A 23506-nucleotide genomic window follows, 5' to 3' on the forward strand; every position below is an offset into this window, starting at 1 on the left:
TTAAGGGTTTGTCTGATTCTTGGATTGCCGTACGCCAAACATAATGAAATCCTTGAATTGCCGGTCCATAACCCGATCTTCCTCCGTAACCACACCCCCCCGCTGATGAGTAATAATGACGGCTTTTTGTAAATACATGAAATACAGGTGGGTGGACTTGTGCAGAATGTCCAGCCACTTATTTTTTTCCTCCGGAGCGACTGATATGGACTCAAGGAGAATTAACCGTGAATACCAGCCTTCCATAGCCTGCTTAAAGTCAGGAAGTTCCGCGGGATTTTTGGAAAGCGTGCTGTAGTAAACTCCAAAAATGGCATCATAGTAGATCAGGGCTTCCTGCTGATCTCTTAATGCCAGATATTTATCGAGAATGTTCTCCAATGACTGTACAGGGTGTTCAAAATCAAAATCAAACAGCAGCTGTCCAAACATCCGCTCCAGATTAAGGACATAGATTTGAGCGGCTAACTCTTCCTTGTCTTTATAATGATGATACAAAGTACGCCGGGAGATGCCGGCTTGTTCCGCAATCTGTGCCATATCCGTGCGCTCAATACCTTGAGCACAGAATAAGCTAAGCGCTCTATCCTTAATGATCTCCCTTGTCATTTGCATTTGCTTTTCCCGCAAATTCATTGATTTTCTCTCCTGTCTTGTTGCAACTCTTCCGCTGCTTCTAGCACTATTTCTGAGCTGGCTTCGAATTCATGAGGAATTTGCTGCCCACTGAATAGGGGTTCTGCCGGTTGATCGCATCACCTAACCAATTCAGAAGCTTCACACCATCCTGTTCAGCCTGAAAGAAGGTCTCTCTGGTGGCAAAAGTGTGCGGAGTTGTACCCGTCTTAGCGTTCAGTCCATAGTCGGTGAGATAGTAATAATAATTAGGTAAAGTGGCTGCCAATGAAGAAACAGATTGCCGCATTTCCTGTGACCACTCATAAATGATGCTTTGATCTCTTGGCCCCTTGTAATCGTTGATATTGTTCTGAAAGTGGATTAGAATCTCGTCAAATACCGAGTAGGATTGCAATATTATCGCATTCGCAGGAAGTAGATGGCCGTTCGCTTTAAAAGCTGCCCCGATGATATCCGCTTCAGGGGCATATCCGAAGTTCTTCACGAAGTCTGCCTGCCATTCCTGCTTCACAACATTTGGCCACTTGTCTGATTTCAAGAAGGAACTGTCTGAATATTGGAAAATCTCGGAGTTCTTGTAATGAGAGGCGATCTCGGGAGCCCAAAAAGCGGACCCGAAGCCACCAGCACTTTCGCCAGCAATCAGTAGTTTGCCGGGTTTATCCACGTTGGCATATATCCAATCGAGGCTGCTTCGCACATTATTGCTGCCGTTATAACGCATAGTAAAGGGGCTGCCGTCATCTTTTTTATATTCAACTGTGCGGTTGCCGATATGGAAGTCACCGGTTGAATAGGGAAGGTAGACCACATTCCAGCCATGAAAAGGATTGGCAGGGTTATCCGTATCCATCATGCCTCTCAGCAATGTCAACATATAGAAGGGGATGTTCTGGAAATAGTTGCCTGTATCTCCACCTTTAATAAAGTTCATAAGCTTGATGGGGTGTGCGGCACTTTGGGCATCCCAGCTGGCTCCGCCACCGGAAAAAAAGATGATCCAGTTATTATTTTCACCCTTTTTATTCCACAAAAAATACTCTGATCCATCACTTGATATGACATTTCCGTCTAGCGTGACTTTATTCCACTTGTAAGGCTTCACTTCCGCAATTACAGGGGTGGTAGTCGCCGGTCTTTTGATTACAAAAGCGCTGATTGCAAACATGGCAATCAAAACAAGGCTGAATAATCCAATACCTGTGAATATTGTGATTTTCCTCATTTTTCTCATATCCATCTCTCCCTTACTCGGAGTATACGTCAAGATCACTCATTACACAAGGTGTATACCTAAAATCATAAAACAATCGTGAGAAAATATATAAAGAGGTGTCCTCGCAGCCTTTGATCCATGGCTACAGGGACACCCCGATTTTTGTATGTTACTTTATTTGTATGTTACTTTATTAATTTTGCTGCTTCAATTTCAAATGTTTTTAGTTCGTAAGGTTCAAGTATAAAAGTAATGACAGGTTCAGTGTGGACTTCCCCTTCAGGACGCTCCATTAGATTACACTCTTGCCACGAAATAATATTCAAGTCGCTAGTCATATCAATTTGCTGACGGCTTCCGGAATAGTCGTGCACACGTACGATTAATTTTTGACCATCCTCAGACTTCTTGATCGCAGAAACCATAACCGTCTGAGTAGAAAGGCGAATAAGCGACTTGGATGCTCCTTCTGCTTGCCCCATGGTGCTCCGTAGAGGGTTGTTGACGGACCAAGCTTGACGGACGGTGTCACCCTGTAACCAATCCCCAGTATGAGGCAGGATAGAGTAGGTGAAAGTATGTTCACCTTGATCCGCTTCAGGGTCAGGGTGCGTTGCCGATTTGATTAAGGATAGACGCATCACATTATCCTTGATGTCATAACCGTATTTGCAGTCGTTCAGCAAGCTAACGCCATAACCACGATCTGATAAATCTGCCCACTGATGCCCCACAGTCTCGAATCTAGCGTAATCCCAGCTAGTGTTCCAATGTGTTGGACGCGTAACATTACCGAACTGGATATCATAAGTGGCTTCGGTAGCTCGTATTGCAACAGGGAAAGCTACTTTCATTAGCTGTTGTCGCTCATGCCAGTCTACCTTTGTCACGAAATCGATACGACGATGGTGTGCATGTAAGATCATTTGCTGCTTAATCGTGGAATCCATATAACTCCATGTGAATTGTACAACACATCGCAGTGAACCCTTTTCTATGACTTCAATGCTGCGGCAGTCGGTGACTTCACGTTTCTTTTGCTGATAGTAGATGTCAATGTCCCAAGCTTCATGGGCTAGGGGTTTATCTTCAAACACTTGGAACACGTTACCGTGACTTCCGTTAGCTAATACTTGTCTTTGTTCATTTATATCATAGATGGATACTAATTGACCTTGTTCGTTCCATTCAATTTCGAAGTGAGGCGTTGAGATTCCTGATGCATTTAGCTTGAATGGAGCGCTTAGTGACTTAGAATTCACATCTTCTACGAAGGAGATCGTTGTGTATCCAAGAGAAGGAATGTTAGATACTTCAACGATCCAGCGGTCACCTTCACGCTGAGCTTGTAGTTGTTTTCCTTCTGAGCTTATCCAATGTCCTGTTTCCATCCCGGCTTCAACAGTAATTTCTACGAGTTCTGTCAGCTCCCAAGCAGCATTGTTCCAGATCGTATATTTACCGGCTTCATTTCCGCTCACAAGTGCCTTACTGGATTGCTCCCAGACAGACTGACCTATTGCTTCTGCTTGTGCATATTCAATAGTACTGTCTTCATATACTTCACGAATCGAAGAGCCCGGAATAATATCATGGAATTGGTTGCGCAAAATAATTCTCCAGCCCTCGTCTAAATCGGTCTGACGATAGTTCGACCAGTCACCTGTCATCACACTTTGCAGTGTATTTAGCCATTCCGCCTCACGGTATAGCAGCTCAAGCTTACGGTTCATCCGCTTATTGTAGGCTTGGCTTGTGTAGGTGCCGCGGTGATATTCTAAGTAAAGCTCGCCATCCCATACATGGACATAACGATCTGTATTTGCAACAGTTTCTTGCAGGGTACGGAAGTAGTCTCCCGCTGTTCCTGTTTCAATCTTCGGCAGACCGGGAAGATCGTTTAGCCGACGGCGCATCTCTAGCATTTCACGGTTCACACCCCCGCCACCATCGCCATATCCGTAAGAAAGTAACAGATTGCGATTCACTTCTTTATCCCGGTAAGTATCCCAAATTCCTTTCACAGTCTTAGGAATAATCCGGCCATTATAAGTGTAGAACCAAGAATCTTCTTCGGACCAAGGCTCAGGCGTTGTAATAAAGTGTGTTAACACCTCTGTGCCATCAATCCCACGCCATTGAAAGGTATCATGTGGCATCCGGTTATATTGATTCCAGCTAATTTTTGTGGTCATGAAGGTATTAATTCCTGATTTTTTTAGAATTTGTGGCAAGGACCAGCTGTAGCCAAATACGTCCGGCAGCCATAAATAGTCACATTCAACCCCAAATTCATTACGTAAGAAGCGAGTTCCATAGAGTAATTGACGGACTAGAGACTCCCCTGAGGTCAAGTTGCAATCTGCCTCAAGCCACATGCCGCCGCCAGCTTCCCAGCGTCCTTCAGCTACACGTTCACGAATATTTTCATAGATTTCTGGATAGTCATTTTTGATATATTCATAGAGTTGCGGCTGAGTCTGTAAAAAGGTATAGTCCGGGAACATTTCCATCAGACGTAGTACGGTTGAGAAGGAACGCGCACATTTCTCACGGGTGTGTTTCAATTGCCACAACCAAGCCACATCAATATGGGTATGGCCAATACAGGTAACTGTGACGGGTGAGGATTTCTCCATTTTGTTAATTTCATCACGCAAATAATTGCGGGCTTCCCCGATCGAAGCGTAGAAGTTGTCTGAACCTGGACGAGACCAGTCGATCAGAAGAAAGGAGCGGTCTACTGTACTCATAAGTTGTGTATATTCTGGAGTTTTGGCATCGAGTACGTTCAGCGTCTCAACTACAGCAAGCGCGGTAAAATAGAAATCATCCGTTGCTTCATCCAGCCAACAAATTTCAGCCATGCGAATGCCATGTGTCTGATCTTTTTTAGGGCCGCCACCTTCGAGTCCCGACCATAACCGGAAGGTCAGTGGAAGCTGAGTGCCTGTCGTTTCATTTGGCAAGAACACTTCGGTATGATTGGAATCCACACCTTGATAGGGTTTGCCGTTGAAAAAGAATAAGGATTCAAATCCGGAGTTATTTCCAGCACCCGTCTCGCCAAAATCAAATCGACCCAGTACTCTACGGCCTGCCCAAGAGGCAGGCACGTCTATATTTGTCGTTAGCCATAAATACAAATCGCGGCCTTTCCAGGTATCTCCAACTCGTAGCTTAGACCATTCTCCATCCACGGGCGGTTCGGCTGCAATTTCACCTTGTTCGTCAATCATTGAGTTGAAAAAAGGAATGTGTATACGATCCCTGTAACGATATTCGGAAATTTCGTTTAGTTGGGAGTTGAGTTTGCGTTTGGTTAGAAACATGAGTAATAGCCCCTCCAATATGTTGATGGGGGACGAGGAAATTAAGATCTATTTGGGTTATTATAGGTTTGTTTGGGGGGTAGAAATCAACTATAGACGATTTTGTGTGAGTTGTAAACTCTCGGTGGAGAGAAAAGGTGGAGCGCTAGAATATATAAATAAAAAAAATGCATGCGCTTCCATTGCAGAAAAAGAAGTGTGATGTTAAGCTTCTAATCCTAAAGGTGATATTCAGAAAGAAGGTGGCTTTGTTGAATGTAAAGAAATTTTATCAAAACCATTTGCAGAAAAAACTGTTCAATAAAATTTTAGCTATATACTCTTCGATCATTATAATTACGTTAATTGCCTCATCCATTACCGTATATAAATACTATGAACAGACGATCACTCGCCAACATGTAGATGCCAATCGGGAGGTGCTGGATTATGTAAGTTTGTATATGAATCAGCAGTACGAAAGCATCCAAGTGGCTATCCAGCAAATTTATAGCGATGCCTCTGTCAGTGAGGATTTGTCCTACTTTTTGCAAAATGATTATGGGGATTATCTTAAATACCGTTTAGATCAATATGCAGACATAGGGAGCTCCGTTCCTCATACGTTCGATACTTATTTCAAAACCTATTTGAATCAGAAAAACGGGATTTATGACGTTATTTTATACAGTACAGAGAAAGAATTTTATTATTTATATAAAAATAATACCCGACAATTCTACTTGAGCGACATGGACGGTTCTAAGCAAAAGTTATCCTTACCGAAGAATGGCTGGGTCTCGCATGAAACCAAATTAGTGCTTAAGGAAATAAGAGAAGACAATAACAATTTGTATACAATGACTAGGGAAATTAAAGATCCGATTACACTGAAAACGATCGGGATGCTCATAGTAGATTTTGACGCAGAACTTATTTCAAAATGGCTTGGCACAAAAGTTGCAGAAAATAATGGTCAATTGTTGGTCTTAACCCCAAGCGGTGACGTTATATATGATTCATTGGGAAGGTATATGGGACAGCGATATCCACATCTCGATGCGCTTCATGCGGATGGCTGGACAACACTGGATGGGATCTCCAAGGTTAACTTAAATACAACGAATAGCTCAGGTCTTATTATGGCAGGGATCATTCAGAAGTCACAGGTCAACAACGAAATGAAAACGGTTCGAACTTGGATTATCGGGATTACCACAGCGCTTATTATTACTGCAATGTCTTTTACATACGGAATTATTTTACGTTTTTCTAAAAAAGTGAAGGTCATTATCAAATCTATGAAGCGCTTACAGGAAGGTGATTTAAGCACACGTATTCACCTAAATCGAGAAGATGAATTGCAGCTAATTGCCAACAACTTTAACTATATGTGTGAAAGGTTAGAACTCTATATTAATAAAGTGTACATTTCGGAGCTTACGCAGAAAAATGCAGAGCTAGTTGCACTTCAATCGCAGATTAATCCACACTTTTTATATAACACACTTGAGGCGATTAGGATGCGGGCAATTACGCAAGGAGCGAAGGATGTAGGTCAGATGATTTACATTTTATCGACATTATTTCGAACGATGATTAAGAAAAGCATGGTCGTTACAATATCTGATGAGATTGAATACTGCAATTTGTATCTGGAGCTGTTTCAGATTAGACATAAAGATAGGCTCCAAATCATATCACAAATAAGTCCAGTTGCCATGAATTGTTCTATCGTTAAATTGCTCATCCAACCGGTCATTGAAAATTATATTGTTCACGGATTTAGACCTGACCGTTTTGGCAATCTCATCCGTATTGAAGTTACTGAATCTGGCGGGGAAATTCAAATTGCTATAAGTGATAACGGGAATGGAATTACTGCCAGCAAGCTGACAGAGCTACAGCAAATGCTTCAAGTCAGTATGAGAATGGATGAACCTCCTTCTTCGGTAGGCCTATGTAATGTGAATGAACGAATTAAACTTTATTATGGGACTGAATATGGATTAACGATCGCTAGTGAAGTAAATAAAGGAACAATAGTCATCATGAATATACCAGTAGTAAGGGAGAGTACTAATAATGCACAATATACTTATCGTGGATGATGAACCTCTTATTCTTGAAGGATTACGTTCAGTGATTGAATGGGAAAAATATGGATTGAGAATCGCGGGACAAGCGTCTAATGGGGAAGAAGCTTTAGAATTTCTGCGCAATCAGAACGAAGGGATCGACATATTAATTACTGATATTACGATGCCAAAACTTACGGGACTTGAACTGATTCAACAAATAAAGGTTTTTGATTCAAAAATGAGGTTTATAATCTTGAGCGGGTATGAGCAATTTGAGTATTTAAAAGCTGGAATGAGTCTAGGCATTGAAAATTATATTCTCAAACCCATTAATATACATGAGTTGGAATCAACCATTGAACAAATTGTTGAAGTGCTGAATCAAGAGGATGTTGAACAATTTCATGCTAAAGAGGATTGGCAAGTTCTACGTAACAATATTCTAAACCGCTGGGTAACTGGCAATATAGGCCGGCAGGAGCTACAGCACCGTTCAAAAGTCTTAAATATCTCACTGGACTGTTCATTTTTTACGGTGGCTGCGATTCGGCTTATCACCGAACAGGATGACGATGAGGGCCAGGATAAACTCCATAGGAATCAGCTTATGGATGAATGTTATCGTATCGCTGTGAAGTCATTAGAGCAACTTGGAACCGTTATTGTATTTATAGATATGGAAGGTGATCTTGTTCTTATTATTGCTGAGCGGGCTGAAGCTGAGAACAAAGAAGAGCTTTATTGTGTACTGGAGCAAGTGCAATGTGAGATTATGCATGAGTTAGAAAAGTCTGTCTGGATAACGATAGGAAGTAAGGAGCATGCTTTTCAGGAAGTCCCAAATAGTTATAAAAAGGCGAAGAGTTTATATGTTGATCATCTTATGCTTCCGGGTTACCCGATTATAGATGTGGAACAACTATCAAAGATGGTTCTGCATGAGGAGAAGCTCGAAATTGATTATGAGGAATTCACCAAATTATTATTATCTGGAGACCGGGAGGCTACGAACCAATTTATCGCAGAAACGTTCGAAAAGCTGTTTGGCTGTGGCATGATTACCCGCATTGATAATTACAACGTAGCGATTGAGTTAATGTTGATTGCTAAGAAAATGGAGAAAAACTCTAATTTTAGTGCCGTGTTTAATCCATTGCTGCGCATACATACTATTGAGCAATTGGTGCACCATGTGCAGGAAAGTGTGAAAGAAACACTGGACCAATTATCATTAGTAAATGATGAGCTCAGTCCGAATATGAGATATATGGTTGATCAAGTAAGCAAACACTATAGAGAAGAGCTATCCCTGAAAACGCTCAGTCAGCGTATGGAAATGCATCCTAATTATTTGGGCCAGCTATTTCAGAAGGAAATGGGCCGTAGTTTCTCTGATTATGTTAATCAATTTCGAATTGAAAAGGCAAGACAATTGCTGCTTCAAACTACGTTACTAACCAACGAAATTGCAGCTGAAGTAGGATATCCGGATCCAGCATATTTCTATCGCCAGTTTAAAAAATCAGTAGGTGTATCGCCGACAGAGCTTCGGAATATGTACAAAAAAGCAAAATCCTAAAATAAAGGAAATGTTCCTGAGTATCACGTTCAAGTACGGGCTTCATGGACGTTGATAACGAGAATGTTTCCTTTTTTTTGCTCAAATTTAAGGGGAAATAGACTTTTTAAATGTCCCTTCTGCTGTGGATCTTTAATTTTTACATCTGATTCTGGAGTTTTTCAACTTTATGAAACCGCTTTTATAGCGCAGAATTAAGGGTAGTTAAAGGGGCGAGGGAAAAAGATCGAAGGGATATATAGGGGTTGTTTGGGGATAGAGAGAAGGGGGATGTGGAATAATGCCTGCATTTTTCAAAAGTTTAATTAAGGATAAAGTACTCTGGTTTATGGTATTACCAGGGACATTATGGTTCCTGATCTTTTGCTACTTACCGATGTTTGGAACAGTAATTGCATTCAAGGATTTCAAGATTCATCGGGATGGATTCTTTGCAAGCGTTTTAAACAGTAAGTGGGTTGGCCTTGAAAATTTCAACTTTTTGTTCTCGACGGAGGACGCCTATATCATTACAAGAAATACGATTCTTTATAACTTGGCGTTGATCTCTCTCGGTTTAGTTCTTGCGGTGGGTATTGCGATCACCTTAAATGAACTTGTGAACAAACGGATGGCTAAAGTTTATCAAACGGCGATGTTTATGCCTTACTTCCTTTCTTGGGTCATTATTAGTTTCTTTACCTTCAGCTTTCTGAGTGTAGATAAAGGAATATTGAATCAAGTGGTTGTTTACTTCGGAGGCAATCCTATTTCCTGGTATGGGGATACTCGCTTTTGGCCATATATCCTAATTTTCATGGGGATTTGGAAATCAATTGGTTATTCAAGTGTTGTTTACTTAGCGGCTATAGCGGGTATCGACAAGTCCTACTATGAAGCAGCTATGATTGATGGGGCCAGCAAATGGCAGCAGATTAAGTTTATTACACTTCCTTTGCTTAAACCTTTAATGGTAACGCTAACGATTTTAGCGATTGGTGGTATTTTTAGATCGGACTTCGGTTTATTCTATCAAATCCCTCGGGATTCAGGTGTTCTATACTCCGTAACGAATGTTATCGATACTTATATTTATCGCAGCATGAGTACGACAGGTAATCTAGGGATGAGTACAGCAGCGGGTCTATATCAATCGATTGTTGGATTTATCATGGTGCTTGTAACGAATTCTATTGTGAAAAAGATCAGCAAAGAGAATGCGATATTCTAGAAAGGAGTTAGTGACGTTATGGCAGTATTCAAACGTAAGCCAAAAGAAATCGACAACAACGCCATTACTCCTTTATGGAATGTGGTACTCAATATTATAATTGGCATCTTCGCTTTTACTTGTGTGTTTCCGTTCTTGTTTGTCATAGCCATTTCTTTTACAGATGAGAAAGTACTTGCTCTAAATGGATTTAGCTTGTTACCCGAAAAATATAGTTTAGCAGCTTATCAGTTTGTTTTTAACACAGGTGATCAATTGCTTCGTTCCTTTGGAGTTACTTTGATGGTTACTGTACTAGGTACGCTCATTAGTTTATTTTTAATAACAACTTATGCGTATGTTCTCTCTCGAAGATCATTTCGCTATCGTAATTATTTCAGCTTCTTCGCCTTCTTCACGATGTTATTCTCAGGCGGAATGGTTCCCAACTATATCGTGGCTACGCAGTTTTTACATTTGTACAACACGATATGGGCTTTAATATTGCCCATAGCGATGAATGCATTCTTTATTCTAGTAATGCGGACCTTCTTCCAGACTAGCGTACCTGATGCACTCATTGAGGCTGCCAAAATTGATGGGTCTGGTGAGTTTCGGACCTTCCTGCAAATTGTACTTCCAATCTCTTTACCGGGGATTGCAACGATTGGATTGTTCTGTACGCTGGGCTATTGGAATGATTGGTTTAATGCCCTGCTGTATATAGATGATGCGAGTCTTGTTCCACTCCAAGCGATGCTGATGCGAATTCAGAATAATATGGAGTTTGTCATTCAGAACAGTATGCAGATGGGATCAAGCTTTGAGATTGCTGCAACCTTGCCAACAGAAACCGTTCGTATGGCGATGGTTGTACTGGCGACCTTACCTATAGCACTAGCGTATCCGTTCTTCCAAAAGTATTTTGTACAAGGCTTAACCGTGGGCTCTTTAAAGGAGTAACACTACTAAGATGTATTTATTCGAATCGCTAGGACAGGAATCGATATAAATAAAGCGTTCATTAATCTAAAGGGGGAAAATAGAAATGAAAATGAAAAAAGGCTTAACACTCGCTCTTGCAGGGACAATGCTTTTTTCTGGCCTTCTAGCTGGATGTGGTTCGAATAATAATACAAATGCTGCTAAAGAAACAAACAATTCAGCGGCAGCAGGGAATTCAGCAGGGAACACATCAGAATTAAAGCCATATGAGTTGAAGATGTATTTAATTGGTGGACCTCAAAAGGATTTAGATCTTGTCTTAAAAGAAGTTAATAAATATACCCAAGAAAAAATTAACGCGACGTTGAACATTACGATGTTCGATTGGGGCGATTACGATAAGAAGATGCAAGTCATCACCGCTTCCGGTGAGCCTTATGATATTGCCTTTACCTCTTCTTGGACAAATGACTTCCGTCGTAACGCTGCTAATGGGACGTTCTTGGGTCTGAATGATCTGCTAGATAAGTATGGTAAGGAAACGAAAGAAGTTTTGGACCCTCGTTTCTTAGAAGGAACTAAGATTAAAGGTGAGATCTATGGTGTTCCTGTAAATAAGGAGCTTGGACAGCAATGGGTATGGCGCTTCAATAAGAAATATGTTGATAAATATAACATGGACATTTCCAATATCCGTACATTGGATGATCTAGAGCCACTTCTTAAAACGATTAAAGAGAACGAGCCGGCTGATATTACACCTCTAGCTGTTCCTAAAGGCTTTAAACCATTCATGCCATTTGACTATGTACTAGGTGATGAGCTACCTATCGGGGTCTATATGGATTCCACAGATGGCAAGGTTGTTAATATTCTGGAGACACCTGAACTTGCAACATCGTTAGATACGATGCGTAGACTTTACACAGCAGGTTACTTACGCCCAGACGTTGCGACACTTGAAGGTATTGATAACATTAAGACCGGTAAATGGTTTGCCGATCGCGAAATCACACAGCCTTATGCAGAAAAAGGTTGGTCTCGTTCAGCAGGTTATGAAATTGTAACTTCGCCTATGCATGAGCCTTATGTATATACACAGTCCGCCGCAGGTTCGATGCACGCGATTTCCGTAACCTCAGGTGATCCTGAGCGCGCGATGATGTTCTTGAATCTTTTGAATACAGATAAGTACTTACGCAATTTGCTCAACTATGGTATTGAAGGCACTCATTATAAGAAAATCTCCGACAATGTCATTGAAGATCTGCCAGCTATGCAAGATAGCTATGCAATGCCAGGCTTCACACTTGGGAACATGTTACTGACTTATCTGCATGCTGATGACCCTGCTGATAAATGGGATGCTTTCAAGAAGTTTAATGATTCTTCAAAAGAAGCCCCTACCTTCGGTTTTGCATTTGATCCTACACCTGTAAAAACAGAAGTAGCGGCTATCAACAACGTAACTAAAGAATTTATGCCAGCGCTATACACAGGTTCTGTTGATCCTAAAACATATCTGCCAAAAGCAGCGAAGAAATTTAAAGAAGCTGGACTTGATAAAGTCATTGCAGAAGTTCAAAAGCAACTTGATGAGTGGAACCAGACAAAGAAATAAGCTAATGAACGTAACACGCCTAAGATTAATCACTAAAGGTAACACAAATAGGATTAGTGGAGACGGGCAGCTATGCTGCCCGTCTCTCTATCTATCCCCATTTATTATGAAGGAGTGAGAATATGGAACAATTCCGACTTCCCGCCATCTCTATGCCGAAGCTGCCGCTTCCTCAAGCGGTTCAAGAAGTATTGAACGAAGCAGAGGAGAAGTTAGCTCATCGGCCGAAGCTGTTGCAGCTTTTTAAGAACTGTTTTCCCAATACGCTTGAGACAACGACTAAGCTTATGGATGATGGGACAACGTTTGTAATTACAGGAGATATCCCAGCTTCTTGGTTGCGAGACTCTGTGGAGCAGGTTATGCACTACGTGCCCTTTGCTAAAAACGATCCCGATCTTCAGCGGATTATTGGCGGGTTAATTAAACGTCATATCGAGTATATTCATATCGATCCGTACGCCAATGCGTTTAATGAGACAGCGAATGATTGGCATTGGAGCACTAGCGATATTACGGAAATGTCCCCCTGGGTGTGGGAGCGTAAATTCGAGATCGATTCTCTTTGTTTTTCCATGCGTCTGGCTTATGCCTATTGGAAAGAAACCGGAAAGGCTGATATATTCGACGCCGGATTTAAGGCAGCAATGATCAAAATATTCAACCTGTTCAAAACTGAACAGCGCCATAGTGAATTATCTCCATACCGGTTTACGCGTAACAATGGGATTCCTGAAGATACACTGCGTAATAACGGTCTAGGTATGCCTGTTAATTACACGGGTATGGTCTGGTCGGGATTCCGCTCGAGTGATGATGCATGCGACTTTCATTACAACATCCCGGGGAATATGTTCGCTGTTGTTGCATTACGTCATATGCAGGAATTCGCTGAATGGGTATTCCGTGATCTTGAATTTCTGGAACAGCTTAAAGCATTAGAAGCTGAGATTGATCACGGAATTCAATTGTATGGTATTTATCGTCATCCGAAATTCGGTCCAATCTACGCCTACGAGACCGATGGTTATGGCAACTACTGCTTGATGGATGATGCGGGAACACCAGGACTCCTGTCGATTCCTTATCTCGGCTATGTTACCGCAGAGGATGAAATTTATCAGAATACGAGACGATTTGCTCTGAGCAAGGAGAATCCTTTTTATTTTGAAGGAACCGCAGCGAAGGGAATCGGCAGTCCGCATACTCCCAAAGACTACATCTGGCATATGGCATTATCCATGCAAGGTTTGACGGCTTCAACTAAGGAAGAAAAGCTGGAGATGCTTGCGATGTTAGAAGCTACGGATGCGGATACTGGCTTTATGCATGAGGGATTCCATGTTAATGATCCGAATACGTTCACTAGAAAATGGTTCGCCTGGTCCAATAGTCTGTTCTCCCAACTTGTCTATAAAATGATGAAGGAAGGACTACTATGAGCAGCCTGAGCAGACCTGTAATCATATTTTATGATTCTGATTTTCCAATTTCCAGTCCCATTCCTAGCGATGCGATTACATCCATGAGTGAGTTCGGATCTATTGTAAGTGAGAATCAGCTTGCACAAACGCTATGCGAAACGAAAGGCGGCTGTTTCATCAATCTGCATGCACCCTATTTCCCGAAAGCGGCCTGGATAGCCATTCTTGAATACCTGCAAAGAGGTGGCGGGTTGATTAGCATTGGAGGCGCACCCTTCAAACAACCTGTTCGTTGGGAAAATGGCCGATGGCATGTCGAAGCGGAGCAGACTTCCTATCATCAGGAGCTGTATATTCATGAGGCACTTCGTGTTGAATGCTCACGCAACCATTCATTGCTTGCCTTGGATGTCATTCCTCTGCTTAAGGGTCAAGAATCTCTTTTTCTAACGAGTGCGGACACATGGAACCTCGTGCCACATACGACAAAGACGAGTGATTTACCACATCAAATGGGCTCGGCAGGTCCGATGAGCACACGGATTTACCCGCTCTTAAAGGGAATTACGTCCGAGGGTCGAGAAACCGCTGCCCCAGTGGTTCTTTGGGAGAATACGAGCGGTTTGTATGCAGGTTCACGCTGGCTGTTCGTAAATACACCTGCAACAGCTTCTTTTTGGGAGCAAAAAGGTCCTTCCGCGATATCCAATTGGGCGCGTTTCTGCAGCAAGGGTGTTACGGAAATGTGGGTTAAGCCCAATTACGCGTCTTATGAATCAGGAGAACGTGCTTCCCTAACCCTTCAGATTCAGCAGCTTGAACGAGTGAGACCTTCTATGCGAAATGAAGATACATGGAATTTCACAATTCATGTAGAGCATGAATCAGATACCTCTTTGAAGTGGTCTCAGAGTTTGGAAATGAAGGCGAATGCAGAACTAAACATGGTGCGTCTGCCTATTCCTTTGGAGATAAGTAGGGGCCTCTACCAGATTGTCTGTGAAGCAGAAGCCAGTGATGGTGAGGTTCGCATTCTGCGCCAAGGGTTCTGGGGTCATGCTCCTGAGCTGCTGGCAGCAGGCCATCCGGTAACGAGCGGCAGAGATTATTTTATAAAAGATGGGCGTCCGCTACCAGTGGTCGGCATGACTTATATGGCGAGTGATGTGGCGCGAAAATTTCTTTTTCTGCCGAACGTCGGAGTTTGGGATCGTGATATGGGCCAGATGCGGAAGGCCGGGATTAACTGGATCCGTACAGGGATCTGGACAGCTTATCGCAATGTGATGCAAGACGATGGACATGTCTCGGAAGAAGTATTGCGGGCGATCGACGCCTTCATCATGACGGCGAAAAAGCATGATCTTCAGGTGACGTTCACGTTTTTCTCCTTCACACCGGAAACGTGGGGAGGGGTGAACCCTTATCTGGACCCACAAAGTGTGGAAGCTCAGAAGCGGTTCATTCGGTCTATTGTATCTCGTCATAAAGATTCTTCGAATGTAGACTGGGATCTTATTAATGAACCGTCGATGTTTGATCCGGACCGTATTTTCTCGGACGGCCCGAGTTCATGCCATGATCGCTTTGAGCGACAAGCTTTTAGGGAATGGCTACAAGAAAGACATGGTGTAATCGAAGTGCTGCAGGAACGCTGGAATATGACGCCCGCACAGCTTCCGGACTTTGCTTCGGCAGGGCTGCCTGAAGCAAAAGAGATGAACTTCGACGTACAAGATATGCACAGTGCTAAGAGGGGGACACGCTGGTTGGATTATTGTTTGTTCTCTATGGAAATGCATAACCGTTGGGTGAAGCAATTATACGATACCATTAAGGAGCAATGTCCAGCTCAGATGGTTACGGTTGGCCAGGATGAGGGACTAGGAGCGCAGCGTCCTTCGCCGTTTTTCTATGAGGAAGCGGTAGATTACACTACTGTGCACTCCTGGTGGTTTAACGACTATTTGATATGGGATGGCATTTTTGCCAAAACCCCCAATAAGCCAAACCTAATTCAGGAGACTGGCGTCATGTATGTAGAAACTCCAGATGGCCGAGCCAAACGTTCAGAACAAGAGCTGCGGAATTTGCTGGAACGCAAATATGCTTACGCTTTTGGAACGGCAGGTGCGGGAGCTATTCACTGGATCTGGAATACGAATTTCTATATGGATAATGCGAATGAGTCCCATATCGGAGCGCTGAGAGCGGATGGAACCGAGAAGCCTGAGGCAGACGTATCTTATGATTTCGGGAAGTTTATAGAAGGTATCCGTGATATATTTGGTAATCGGAAATTGGAAGAGATTGCGGTGGTGTTCCCTTATTCGAATGATTTCTCTAATCGAAAGTTGGCTTTTGCGTCTACAACAGAGCTTACCCGCATTCTGTCTTATGAGCTCAAGATGTCTTTTCGGGGGGCTTCTGAATACCACCTAGATGATTTGGAGAAGAACCCTGCGAAGCTGATTATACTGCCAAGCGCGCATAACTTCGCTGATGCAGCGATGGAACGGTTGTTACATATCGTTGAAGAGACAGGAGCGGTATTGCTTGCCACTGGACCGTTAGGCATTGATGCCTACTGGCGTTCTTCGGATCGGTTGAGTGATATTCTTGGCAAACGTGAATTGCGTAATGTGCGCCGCGAAGAAGTGCTTATGCTTCAAGGTCAAGTACTGCCTGTCTCTTTCGGCCACCGCCGGATAGCTGAGGTGACGAAGGAAACGATCATTCAAAAAAATGGTGGAAGTTCTACTATAGACACTGTCGTGAACCTTCCGCTGGGCAAGGGTCGACTCCTATGGAGTCCACTGCCAGTTGAATTGAGTGAGCGTAGGGATACTACGGCTGCACTTTACCGCTACGCGGTTAATGCTGCTTTTGTGGAACGTGATTTTGAATGGATTAGTGGTGGGGACTTAGCGGGTATCTACGGACGAAAACTGAGCTTTGCTACGGGTGCACTTTTTACCTTCGTGTCGGAATATGCCCAAGATGCAAAGATCGAGGTGAAGGATTCAGCCACTGGCCGAACTTATTCGTTCGTGTTGGAACAGGAACGTTCTGTTCTCTTTGCTACGGATAGTAAAGGAGATTTGCTTGGTGTTTATCGCCCGCAGGAAGTCGAGATTCATGTCAATTATCCACATCTTCTACATTAAGCATCTTGGTAGATAGAACGCATTGCATATAAGGAGGTCTTCACTTTGGAAAGTTCAAAACAATCTATTAGCCCTCAGACAGCCCATATCATTTCCCATACACACTGGGACCGGGAATGGTATCTTCCCTATGAGAAGCATCATGTACGCTTAGTGAAACTGGTTGATGAATTACTGAACCGGTTGGATGAGGATAACGAATTTAAGAGTTTCTATCTGGATGGACAGACGATTATTCTGGAAGATTATCTTCAGGTACGTCCAGAAAATCAAGAGCGGCTACAGAAATATATTACGGAAGGTCGCCTTCTAATAGGACCTTGGTATATTTTGCAGGATGCGTTCCTTACTAGTGGGGAGGCCAATGTTCGTAATATGCAGATTGGCCATCAGGATTCGAAGCGTTACGGGGAACCCTCCAAAATCGGTTATTTTCCGGACACCTTTGGTCTAGTCGGCCAGACTCCACAATTAATGCTGCAATCCGGCATCAATAATGCCTTTTTTGGAAGAGGTGTGAAGCCCACTGGATTCAATAATACGGTGTCGGATGGAGGTTACGAATCCTCATTCTCGGAGCTGATTTGGGAAGGTCCTGATGGATCAAAAGTGCTCGGCATTCTATTTGCCAATTGGTATTCTAACGGAAACGAAGTGCCTGTAAATGAAGCAGAAGCCAAAGTGTTCTGGGAGAAAAAGCTGGCAGATGCGCGGAAGTTTGCCTCTACAGGTGAGCTGCTGTTCATGAATGGTTGCGATCATCAGCCGGCTCAACTGGATTTGCCAGAGGCTATCGAAACTGCGAAGTGGTTGTATCCAGATATGGAGTTCATTCATTCGAACTTTCCTGATTACCTTAAGGCCCTAGAGGGTGTAATGGATCGTAGCAATCTGTCGACTGTAAAGGGCGAACTGCGGAGCCAGCATACCGATGGATGGGGTACGTTAGTGAATACCGCGTCTGCTCGTGTCTATTTGAAACAGATGAATCAGGAAGGGCAAATCTTGCTTGAAAAGTTGGCCGAGCCACTTGCTTCGTTCGCACATTTACTGGGCAAAGAGTACCCCCATCATCTGTTCACCTATGCATGGAAGACATTAATGCAGAATCATCCGCATGATAGTATTTGTGGATGCAGCGTGGATGAGGTACACCGTGAGATGGTCACCCGTTTTGACAAAAGCCGTCATGTGGCAGAGACCATTGTTGAGGATAGTAAACGAGTGATTGCAGAAGCTGTGGATACGTCCGGGTTTACCACATATGGTGAAGACGTGCTTCCATTAGTAGCGATGAATATGACGGGTTGGAGTCGCACGGGTACTGTGAGCGTAGAACTTGATGTGGCGCGTCTATATTTGCGAGAAGGATTCTCTCTGGAAGAAACGGCTAGCCGTATGACTGGAATTGACTTGCACGGTCGTGTGTTAGTAGACGATCAAGGGAATAACATTGCCTCCCAGCTGGAGGACTTGGGTCTTCAGTTTGGTTATGATTTGCCAGATGATAAGTTCCGTCAGCCGTATATGTGCCGCCGGGTAAGACTTACCTTTGAAGCCGTAGAAGTTCCTGCGCTAGGTCTTCGATCATATGCTTGGGTTCGCCGAGCAGATGCAAAACTGCCAATAGCCGCTGAATCTTTGCTATATGGAGATCGGGTGCTGGAAAATGACGTTATCAAGGTAGTCATTAATGATGATGGTTCGTTTATGCTAAGTGACAAAACTAGTGGAGTGACCTATAACGATCTTGGTGTATATGAAAACACCGGGGATATCGGCAATGAATATATGTACAAACAGCCAGAGGCTGAACAAGCTTTGACGACTAAAGGACTGAAGGCTAACATTTGTGTACTGGAAAATACATCGTTTCGCGCCGCTATAGAAATTAACCATAACTGGGAGATTCCAGCCTCGGCAGATGATAAGCTGGATGAGGAGCAGCGTGCACTGGTTTACTATCCGGAGCGCAAAGCTCAGCGCAGTAGTGACACAGTCATTCTAAAACTTCGTACTGTAATCACCTTGGAGCGGGGCGGAAAGGGATTGCATATCGAAACGACAATAGATAACCAGGCCAAAGATCACCGGATTCGTATACTGTTTCCAACAGATTTGAACGCTGCCACGCATCGTGTAGATTCGATGTTCGAGGTTGCTGAGCGGAATATTGAACCAGCCACAGAATGGAAGAATCCGAGTAACACGCAACATCAGCAAGCCTTTGTTGATGTTAGTGATGGGAAAGCGGGTCTAACCGTCGCTAATTTTGGATTAAATGAATATGAAGTGCTGCGAGATGGGCGTAACACTATTGCGATTACACTGCTACGTTCTGTTGGCGAACTTGGTGACTGGGGGCTATTCCCAACTCCAGAAGCGCAGTGTCTTGGAGAGCACGTTGTTCGTATGGAGCTAATATCGCACACAGGTGAGGGTATAACTTCTGGTGCTTATGCTGAAGCTTACCAATTCCAGGTTCCGTGGATTGTATGCCCGACAGATGTACATGCAGGCGTGGTTGCGCCGGTGTATACTCCATTTGATTGGGAGAGTAGGGAACTCGCATTTTCTTCACTGAAAATGAACGAGCAGACTGGAGACATACTGCTGCGTTGGTACAACATGAGTCAGCAGAACACCAACCTGGCCTTCCATTCGATTATTCCGCAGCAGTATTTCTATAAAACGACGATTCTAGAAGAGGAGAGCCACCCAGTCACTAGTGATGAGAAAGGTAGCTTTGACTTACAGATCGGTCCATGCGAAATTGTAACGATTGGTATTAGAAAATAAATGAAAAAGGACGGTATCCAGAGAGTCGTATGACTTTTGGATATCGTCCTTTTTGTATAAATGCGTATCTTAGGAAGAAGATTTGCCGCGCGCAGTGGATCCAAGCTGATCAATCTGCTCTTCCAGAACTGCACTTGCTTGGCCTAAAAACTGCGAAATAAGGGCGAGCTCTTCATCCGTATAAGAAGCTGCGAGCTTAACCATGGCGGTATGGAGCGGTTGGTACGTATTAATGACATCATCTTTATTCTCATATAATGGCACAATAATCACTTTACGGCGGTCATTCGGGTCATTTTGTCTGCGGACATAGCCATTTTTTTCTAGCCGGTCTATTAATGCCGTAACACTGCCTGTGGTCAGACCGGTTAATTTAGACAGTTCTCCAGCAGTGATAGGACCTTTCTCCCGTAGAATATCTATAGATAAGAAATCATTATTGTATAACCCGAGTGAGGCGGCTACATTTTGTTGGTACAATACCGTTCGGTTTCCCAAACTGCGCATAAGCAAGGTGAATTGTTCCTGCTCTGGTGTTGGTTGTTCGTGGCTTGACAAAAGATAACGCTCCTTTTAAAATAATTATATCTTGATAGTCAAGATATTAGATTATAAAGTTATTCGAAAATTTTGTGATTTATCAAATACATTCTATCGAAATTAGAAATGTTTTGCAAAATAATTGCAATCCAACAGCTTTGGGCAACCATATGGATAGAAGATATAACTACGAACCAGTGGGTTGAATTGAGAGGGGAATAGATGTGAAAGAGACTATTGTTATTAAAGGTGCAAGAGAGAATAATCTGAAAAATGTCTCGCTCACGATTCCTAAGTATAAGCTAGTTGTCCTGACAGGACCTTCGGGATCAGGGAAATCGACGTTAGCTATGGATACACTTCAGCGGGAATGCCAAAGACAGTATTTGGATTCCATGGGCATGACGTCAGATACGATCAGCAAACCAAAGGTGGAGTCTATTATTGGACTGTCTCCGTCCATTAGTGTTGGACAACATGTCACCAATCGTAATCCCCGTTCGACAGTTGGGACAGTCACCGACATCTATACGTTTGTCCGGTTTATCTTTTCCAGATTAGGCGAGCGGGTTTGCCCTTCCTGTAGTGGCAGCATTCCACCTTCTTTTGAAGCGAGGGGATTGCTGATCGAGGAAGACGAGGAAATGCATGGTCAAACGATGGGTTGTCCGCATTGCGGAGCTGAGCTTGAGAAGCTGGGCATGTCACACTTTTCTTTTAATAAGCCGGAGGGAGCTTGTGAAGCCTGCGGTGGTGTTGGATCTGTGGCAACTATAAATGAAGCGGCAGTGTTTAATCCAGAGCTTAGTATGCGTGAGGGTGGGGTGGCCTCGCTGAATGGTGTTCATCGTGATATACAGATGCGTATATTAGTGGCCGCTGGCAAGCATTTTGGTTTTGAGTTTGACCCAGATCAGCCCTTAAAAAATTACGGCGAAATTCAGCGCGACTTGTTATATTACGGAGTGGAAAGTGAGGCGTTTAAGCGCCATTTTCCCAATGTTAAGCCGATTCAAGGCACCAAATTTGAAGGCGTCATTCCTGGTTTGTGGCGGCGATACAAGGAGAAGGAAGGAGAAGCTGGTACACAGGAAAAAGACGGCGGATTTTTTCATGAGCAGCAATGCCCAGAATGCCTTGGCACTCGCCTAAAAAAAGAAGTTCGTCTCGTTCGGGTAGCTGGCGCATCGATTACGGAGGTATCGGATTGGCCATTAAGCGATGTTTACGAGTGGACGAAAGGCTTGGAGGCGGCTTTGCCCGCCGAGGGACTTCATCTGCTTGAACCCATCCTTCACGATATGCCTACCCGACTAAAACGGATTATCGATGTTGGTCTTGGTTATCTTTCCATGAACCGTCAGACGGTCTCCCTCTCTGGTGGAGAGGCACAGCGGCTGCGCCTTGCCTCATTGCTGGGGTCAGGTCTGACTGGAGTGTTATACATTCTAGATGAACCGACGACCGGGCTTCATCCGCGGGATACTGTTGGCCTCATTCGTGTGCTTCAGGAGCTGCGCGATTTGGGTAATACGGTGCTCGTTATCGAGCATGATATTGAGATGATGCGCGCTGCCGATCATATTATTGATATGGGTCCGGGTGCTGGTCTGGACGGAGGGCAAGTTGTTGGCGAGGGCAGCATTGAGGATTTGATGGCAAGCGAGACTTCTGTTACGGGAGCCTATCTTAGAGAAGAGCGTAATAAGACTGCTGCATACGTTCGCCGGAAAGGTGACGGAAAACAAATCACCATCCGACAGGCACAGTACCGGAATATTGATATCCCGGAGGTTTCATTTCCTCTAGATTGTCTAGTTTCTGTAACTGGGGTTTCGGGTTCAGGCAAGTCGACACTAGTCTTTGATATTCTTGCGCAAGGCAGTGCGAAAGAACATGAGCAAATAGGCTGTGCTGAGATTGCGGGCTTAGATCAGGTTGGAAATATAGTGATCTTTGACCAATCGCCCATGGGTAGAATGTTGCGTTCTAATGTAGCGACATATACAGATGTATTCACACATCTGCGCCAGCTGTTTGCTGCATTGCCAGAGGCGAAAAAAAGAAAACTGACCTCCAAGCATTTTTCCTTCAACACACCGGGTGGACGTTGCGAAACCTGTCAGGGTCTTGGGGTGCTGACTGTAGACATGAATTTCTTACCCGATCTGGAGGTTAAATGCCACGCATGCAAGGGGAGAAGATTTACGGATGAGGTTCTCCAGGTGAAATATGATGGATATTCCATCTCGGATCTGCTGGACATGTCCGTACAGGAAAGCTTGCCGATTCTTAAGTCGGAAGCCAAAATGGCGGGGATTATCGAGACATTGTGTGAGGTGGGTCTCGGTTACCTTAAATGGGGACAATCTGTCAAAACCTTATCCGGTGGTGAAGGGCAACGGATTAGACTGGCTAAAGAGCTGAGCAAACCTTCCAAAAACCATACGCTCTATCTGCTTGACGAACCAACAACAGGCCTTCATCCGTCAGACATCAAGCAGCTCCATACCTTATTGAGCAAATTGGTTGATACGGGAAATACTGTCGTAGTTGTGGAGCACAGCTTAGAGCTGATTCGGGAGTCCGACTGGGTGCTTGATATTGGCCCTGAAGGTGGCGTTGTGGGCGGTAAGCTTGTAGCTGAAGGTACACCGGAGCAGGTTGCTGAAGTGCGGGAATCCTACACAGGGATGTTCCTGAAACGGATTCTGGCTGAAGGGCTGTAACTTAATAAAAGAGGTGCCCAAAGCCATGAAAATGGCTGGGGCACCTCTCTTTTTTTGAACTTAAACCAAACCTCTGCTCTCAACTCTAAACTTTGCCTGAACGTCTGAACCAATCTCATTCACGCGTACTTAGCACTTTGGGTATAACAGATGATCATGAGTCAATGGTGTTTGATCCGCAGATGATTAGGATACGGTAGCATCAGACAGCGAAAGACTATGCTTCGGCGGTATCGGACTCAGCAGACCAGCGAATGATCATTCTT

13 protein-coding genes are annotated in these 23506 nt (G+C 43.8%); 9 read left to right on the forward strand and 4 right to left on the reverse strand.

Going from position 1 to position 23506, the window contains the following annotated elements; translation table 11 throughout:
• The 3 genes from MHB37_RS10705 to MHB37_RS10715 all read right to left on the reverse strand — a co-directional run bounded on the left by MHB37_RS10705 (window position 1) and on the right by MHB37_RS10715 (window position 5187).
• On the reverse strand, window positions 1-636 hold the full coding sequence (locus MHB37_RS10705; RefSeq protein WP_340975642.1) for a helix-turn-helix domain-containing protein: 636 nt from the start codon (window positions 634-636) through the stop codon (window positions 1-3).
• 46 nt (window positions 637-682) lie between these two features.
• Window positions 683-1873: a pectin acetylesterase-family hydrolase gene (locus MHB37_RS10710; protein WP_340975643.1), complete on the reverse strand. Its 1191-nt coding sequence runs from the start codon at window positions 1871-1873 to the stop codon at window positions 683-685.
• Between the two features lie 167 nt (window positions 1874-2040).
• Complete coding sequence (locus MHB37_RS10715) at window positions 2041-5187, reverse strand: alpha-mannosidase (protein WP_340939889.1); 3147 nt, start codon at window positions 5185-5187, stop codon at window positions 2041-2043.
• 251 nt (window positions 5188-5438) lie between these two features.
• Here MHB37_RS10715 and MHB37_RS10720 point away from each other — a divergent pair, with 251 nt between their 5' ends.
• The 8 genes from MHB37_RS10720 (at window position 5439) to MHB37_RS10755 (ending at window position 19971) form a co-directional block, all read left to right on the forward strand.
• Window positions 5439-7277, forward strand: coding sequence for a sensor histidine kinase (locus MHB37_RS10720; protein ID WP_340939891.1), 1839 nt, complete (start codon window positions 5439-5441; stop codon window positions 7275-7277).
• Window positions 7252-8826, forward strand: a complete 1575-nt coding sequence (locus MHB37_RS10725) for a response regulator (RefSeq protein ID WP_405169226.1) — start codon at window positions 7252-7254, stop codon at window positions 8824-8826. Before MHB37_RS10720 ends, MHB37_RS10725 begins: the two co-directional genes overlap by 26 nt.
• A gap of 280 nt (window positions 8827-9106) precedes the next feature.
• Window positions 9107-10036, forward strand: coding sequence for an ABC transporter permease (locus tag MHB37_RS10730; protein ID WP_405169227.1), 930 nt, complete (start codon window positions 9107-9109; stop codon window positions 10034-10036).
• A gap of 18 nt (window positions 10037-10054) precedes the next feature.
• Entirely contained in the window at window positions 10055-10978 is a 924-nt protein-coding gene (locus MHB37_RS10735; RefSeq protein WP_038569957.1) for a carbohydrate ABC transporter permease, read from the forward strand.
• Between the two features lie 85 nt (window positions 10979-11063).
• Window positions 11064-12581 carry an ABC transporter substrate-binding protein gene (locus MHB37_RS10740; RefSeq protein WP_076129999.1) on the forward strand — a complete coding sequence of 506 codons (1518 nt, stop codon included), beginning with the start codon at window positions 11064-11066 and terminating at the stop codon, window positions 12579-12581.
• 122 nt (window positions 12582-12703) lie between these two features.
• Window positions 12704-14023, forward strand: a complete 1320-nt coding sequence (locus MHB37_RS10745; protein ID WP_405169228.1) for a glycoside hydrolase family 125 protein — start codon at window positions 12704-12706, stop codon at window positions 14021-14023.
• The gene (locus tag MHB37_RS10750; RefSeq protein WP_405169229.1) at window positions 14020-17172 is read left to right on the forward strand and encodes a beta-galactosidase; all 3153 of its coding nucleotides are present in this window, start codon (window positions 14020-14022) and stop codon (window positions 17170-17172) included. Before MHB37_RS10745 ends, MHB37_RS10750 begins: the two co-directional genes overlap by 4 nt.
• 45 nt (window positions 17173-17217) lie before the next feature.
• Complete coding sequence (locus tag MHB37_RS10755; RefSeq protein ID WP_405169230.1) at window positions 17218-19971, forward strand: alpha-mannosidase; 2754 nt, start codon at window positions 17218-17220, stop codon at window positions 19969-19971.
• A gap of 69 nt (window positions 19972-20040) precedes the next feature.
• Here the strand turns inward: MHB37_RS10755 and MHB37_RS10760 are convergent, their stop codons facing one another.
• A complete protein-coding gene (locus MHB37_RS10760) occupies window positions 20041-20478 on the reverse strand; it encodes a MarR family transcriptional regulator (protein ID WP_076130010.1) in 438 nt (145 codons plus the stop codon).
• A gap of 257 nt (window positions 20479-20735) precedes the next feature.
• Between MHB37_RS10760 and uvrA the strand changes: the two genes are divergently transcribed.
• The gene (gene uvrA / locus MHB37_RS10765) at window positions 20736-23240 is read left to right on the forward strand and encodes an excinuclease ABC subunit UvrA (protein ID WP_405169231.1); all 2505 of its coding nucleotides are present in this window, start codon (window positions 20736-20738) and stop codon (window positions 23238-23240) included.
• The last annotated feature ends 266 nt before the right edge of the window (window positions 23241-23506 follow it).

It is taken from the genome of Paenibacillus sp. FSL H3-0286, assembly GCF_045040705.1.
GTDB lineage: Bacteria > Bacillota > Bacilli > Paenibacillales > Paenibacillaceae > Paenibacillus_AQ > Paenibacillus_AQ odorifer.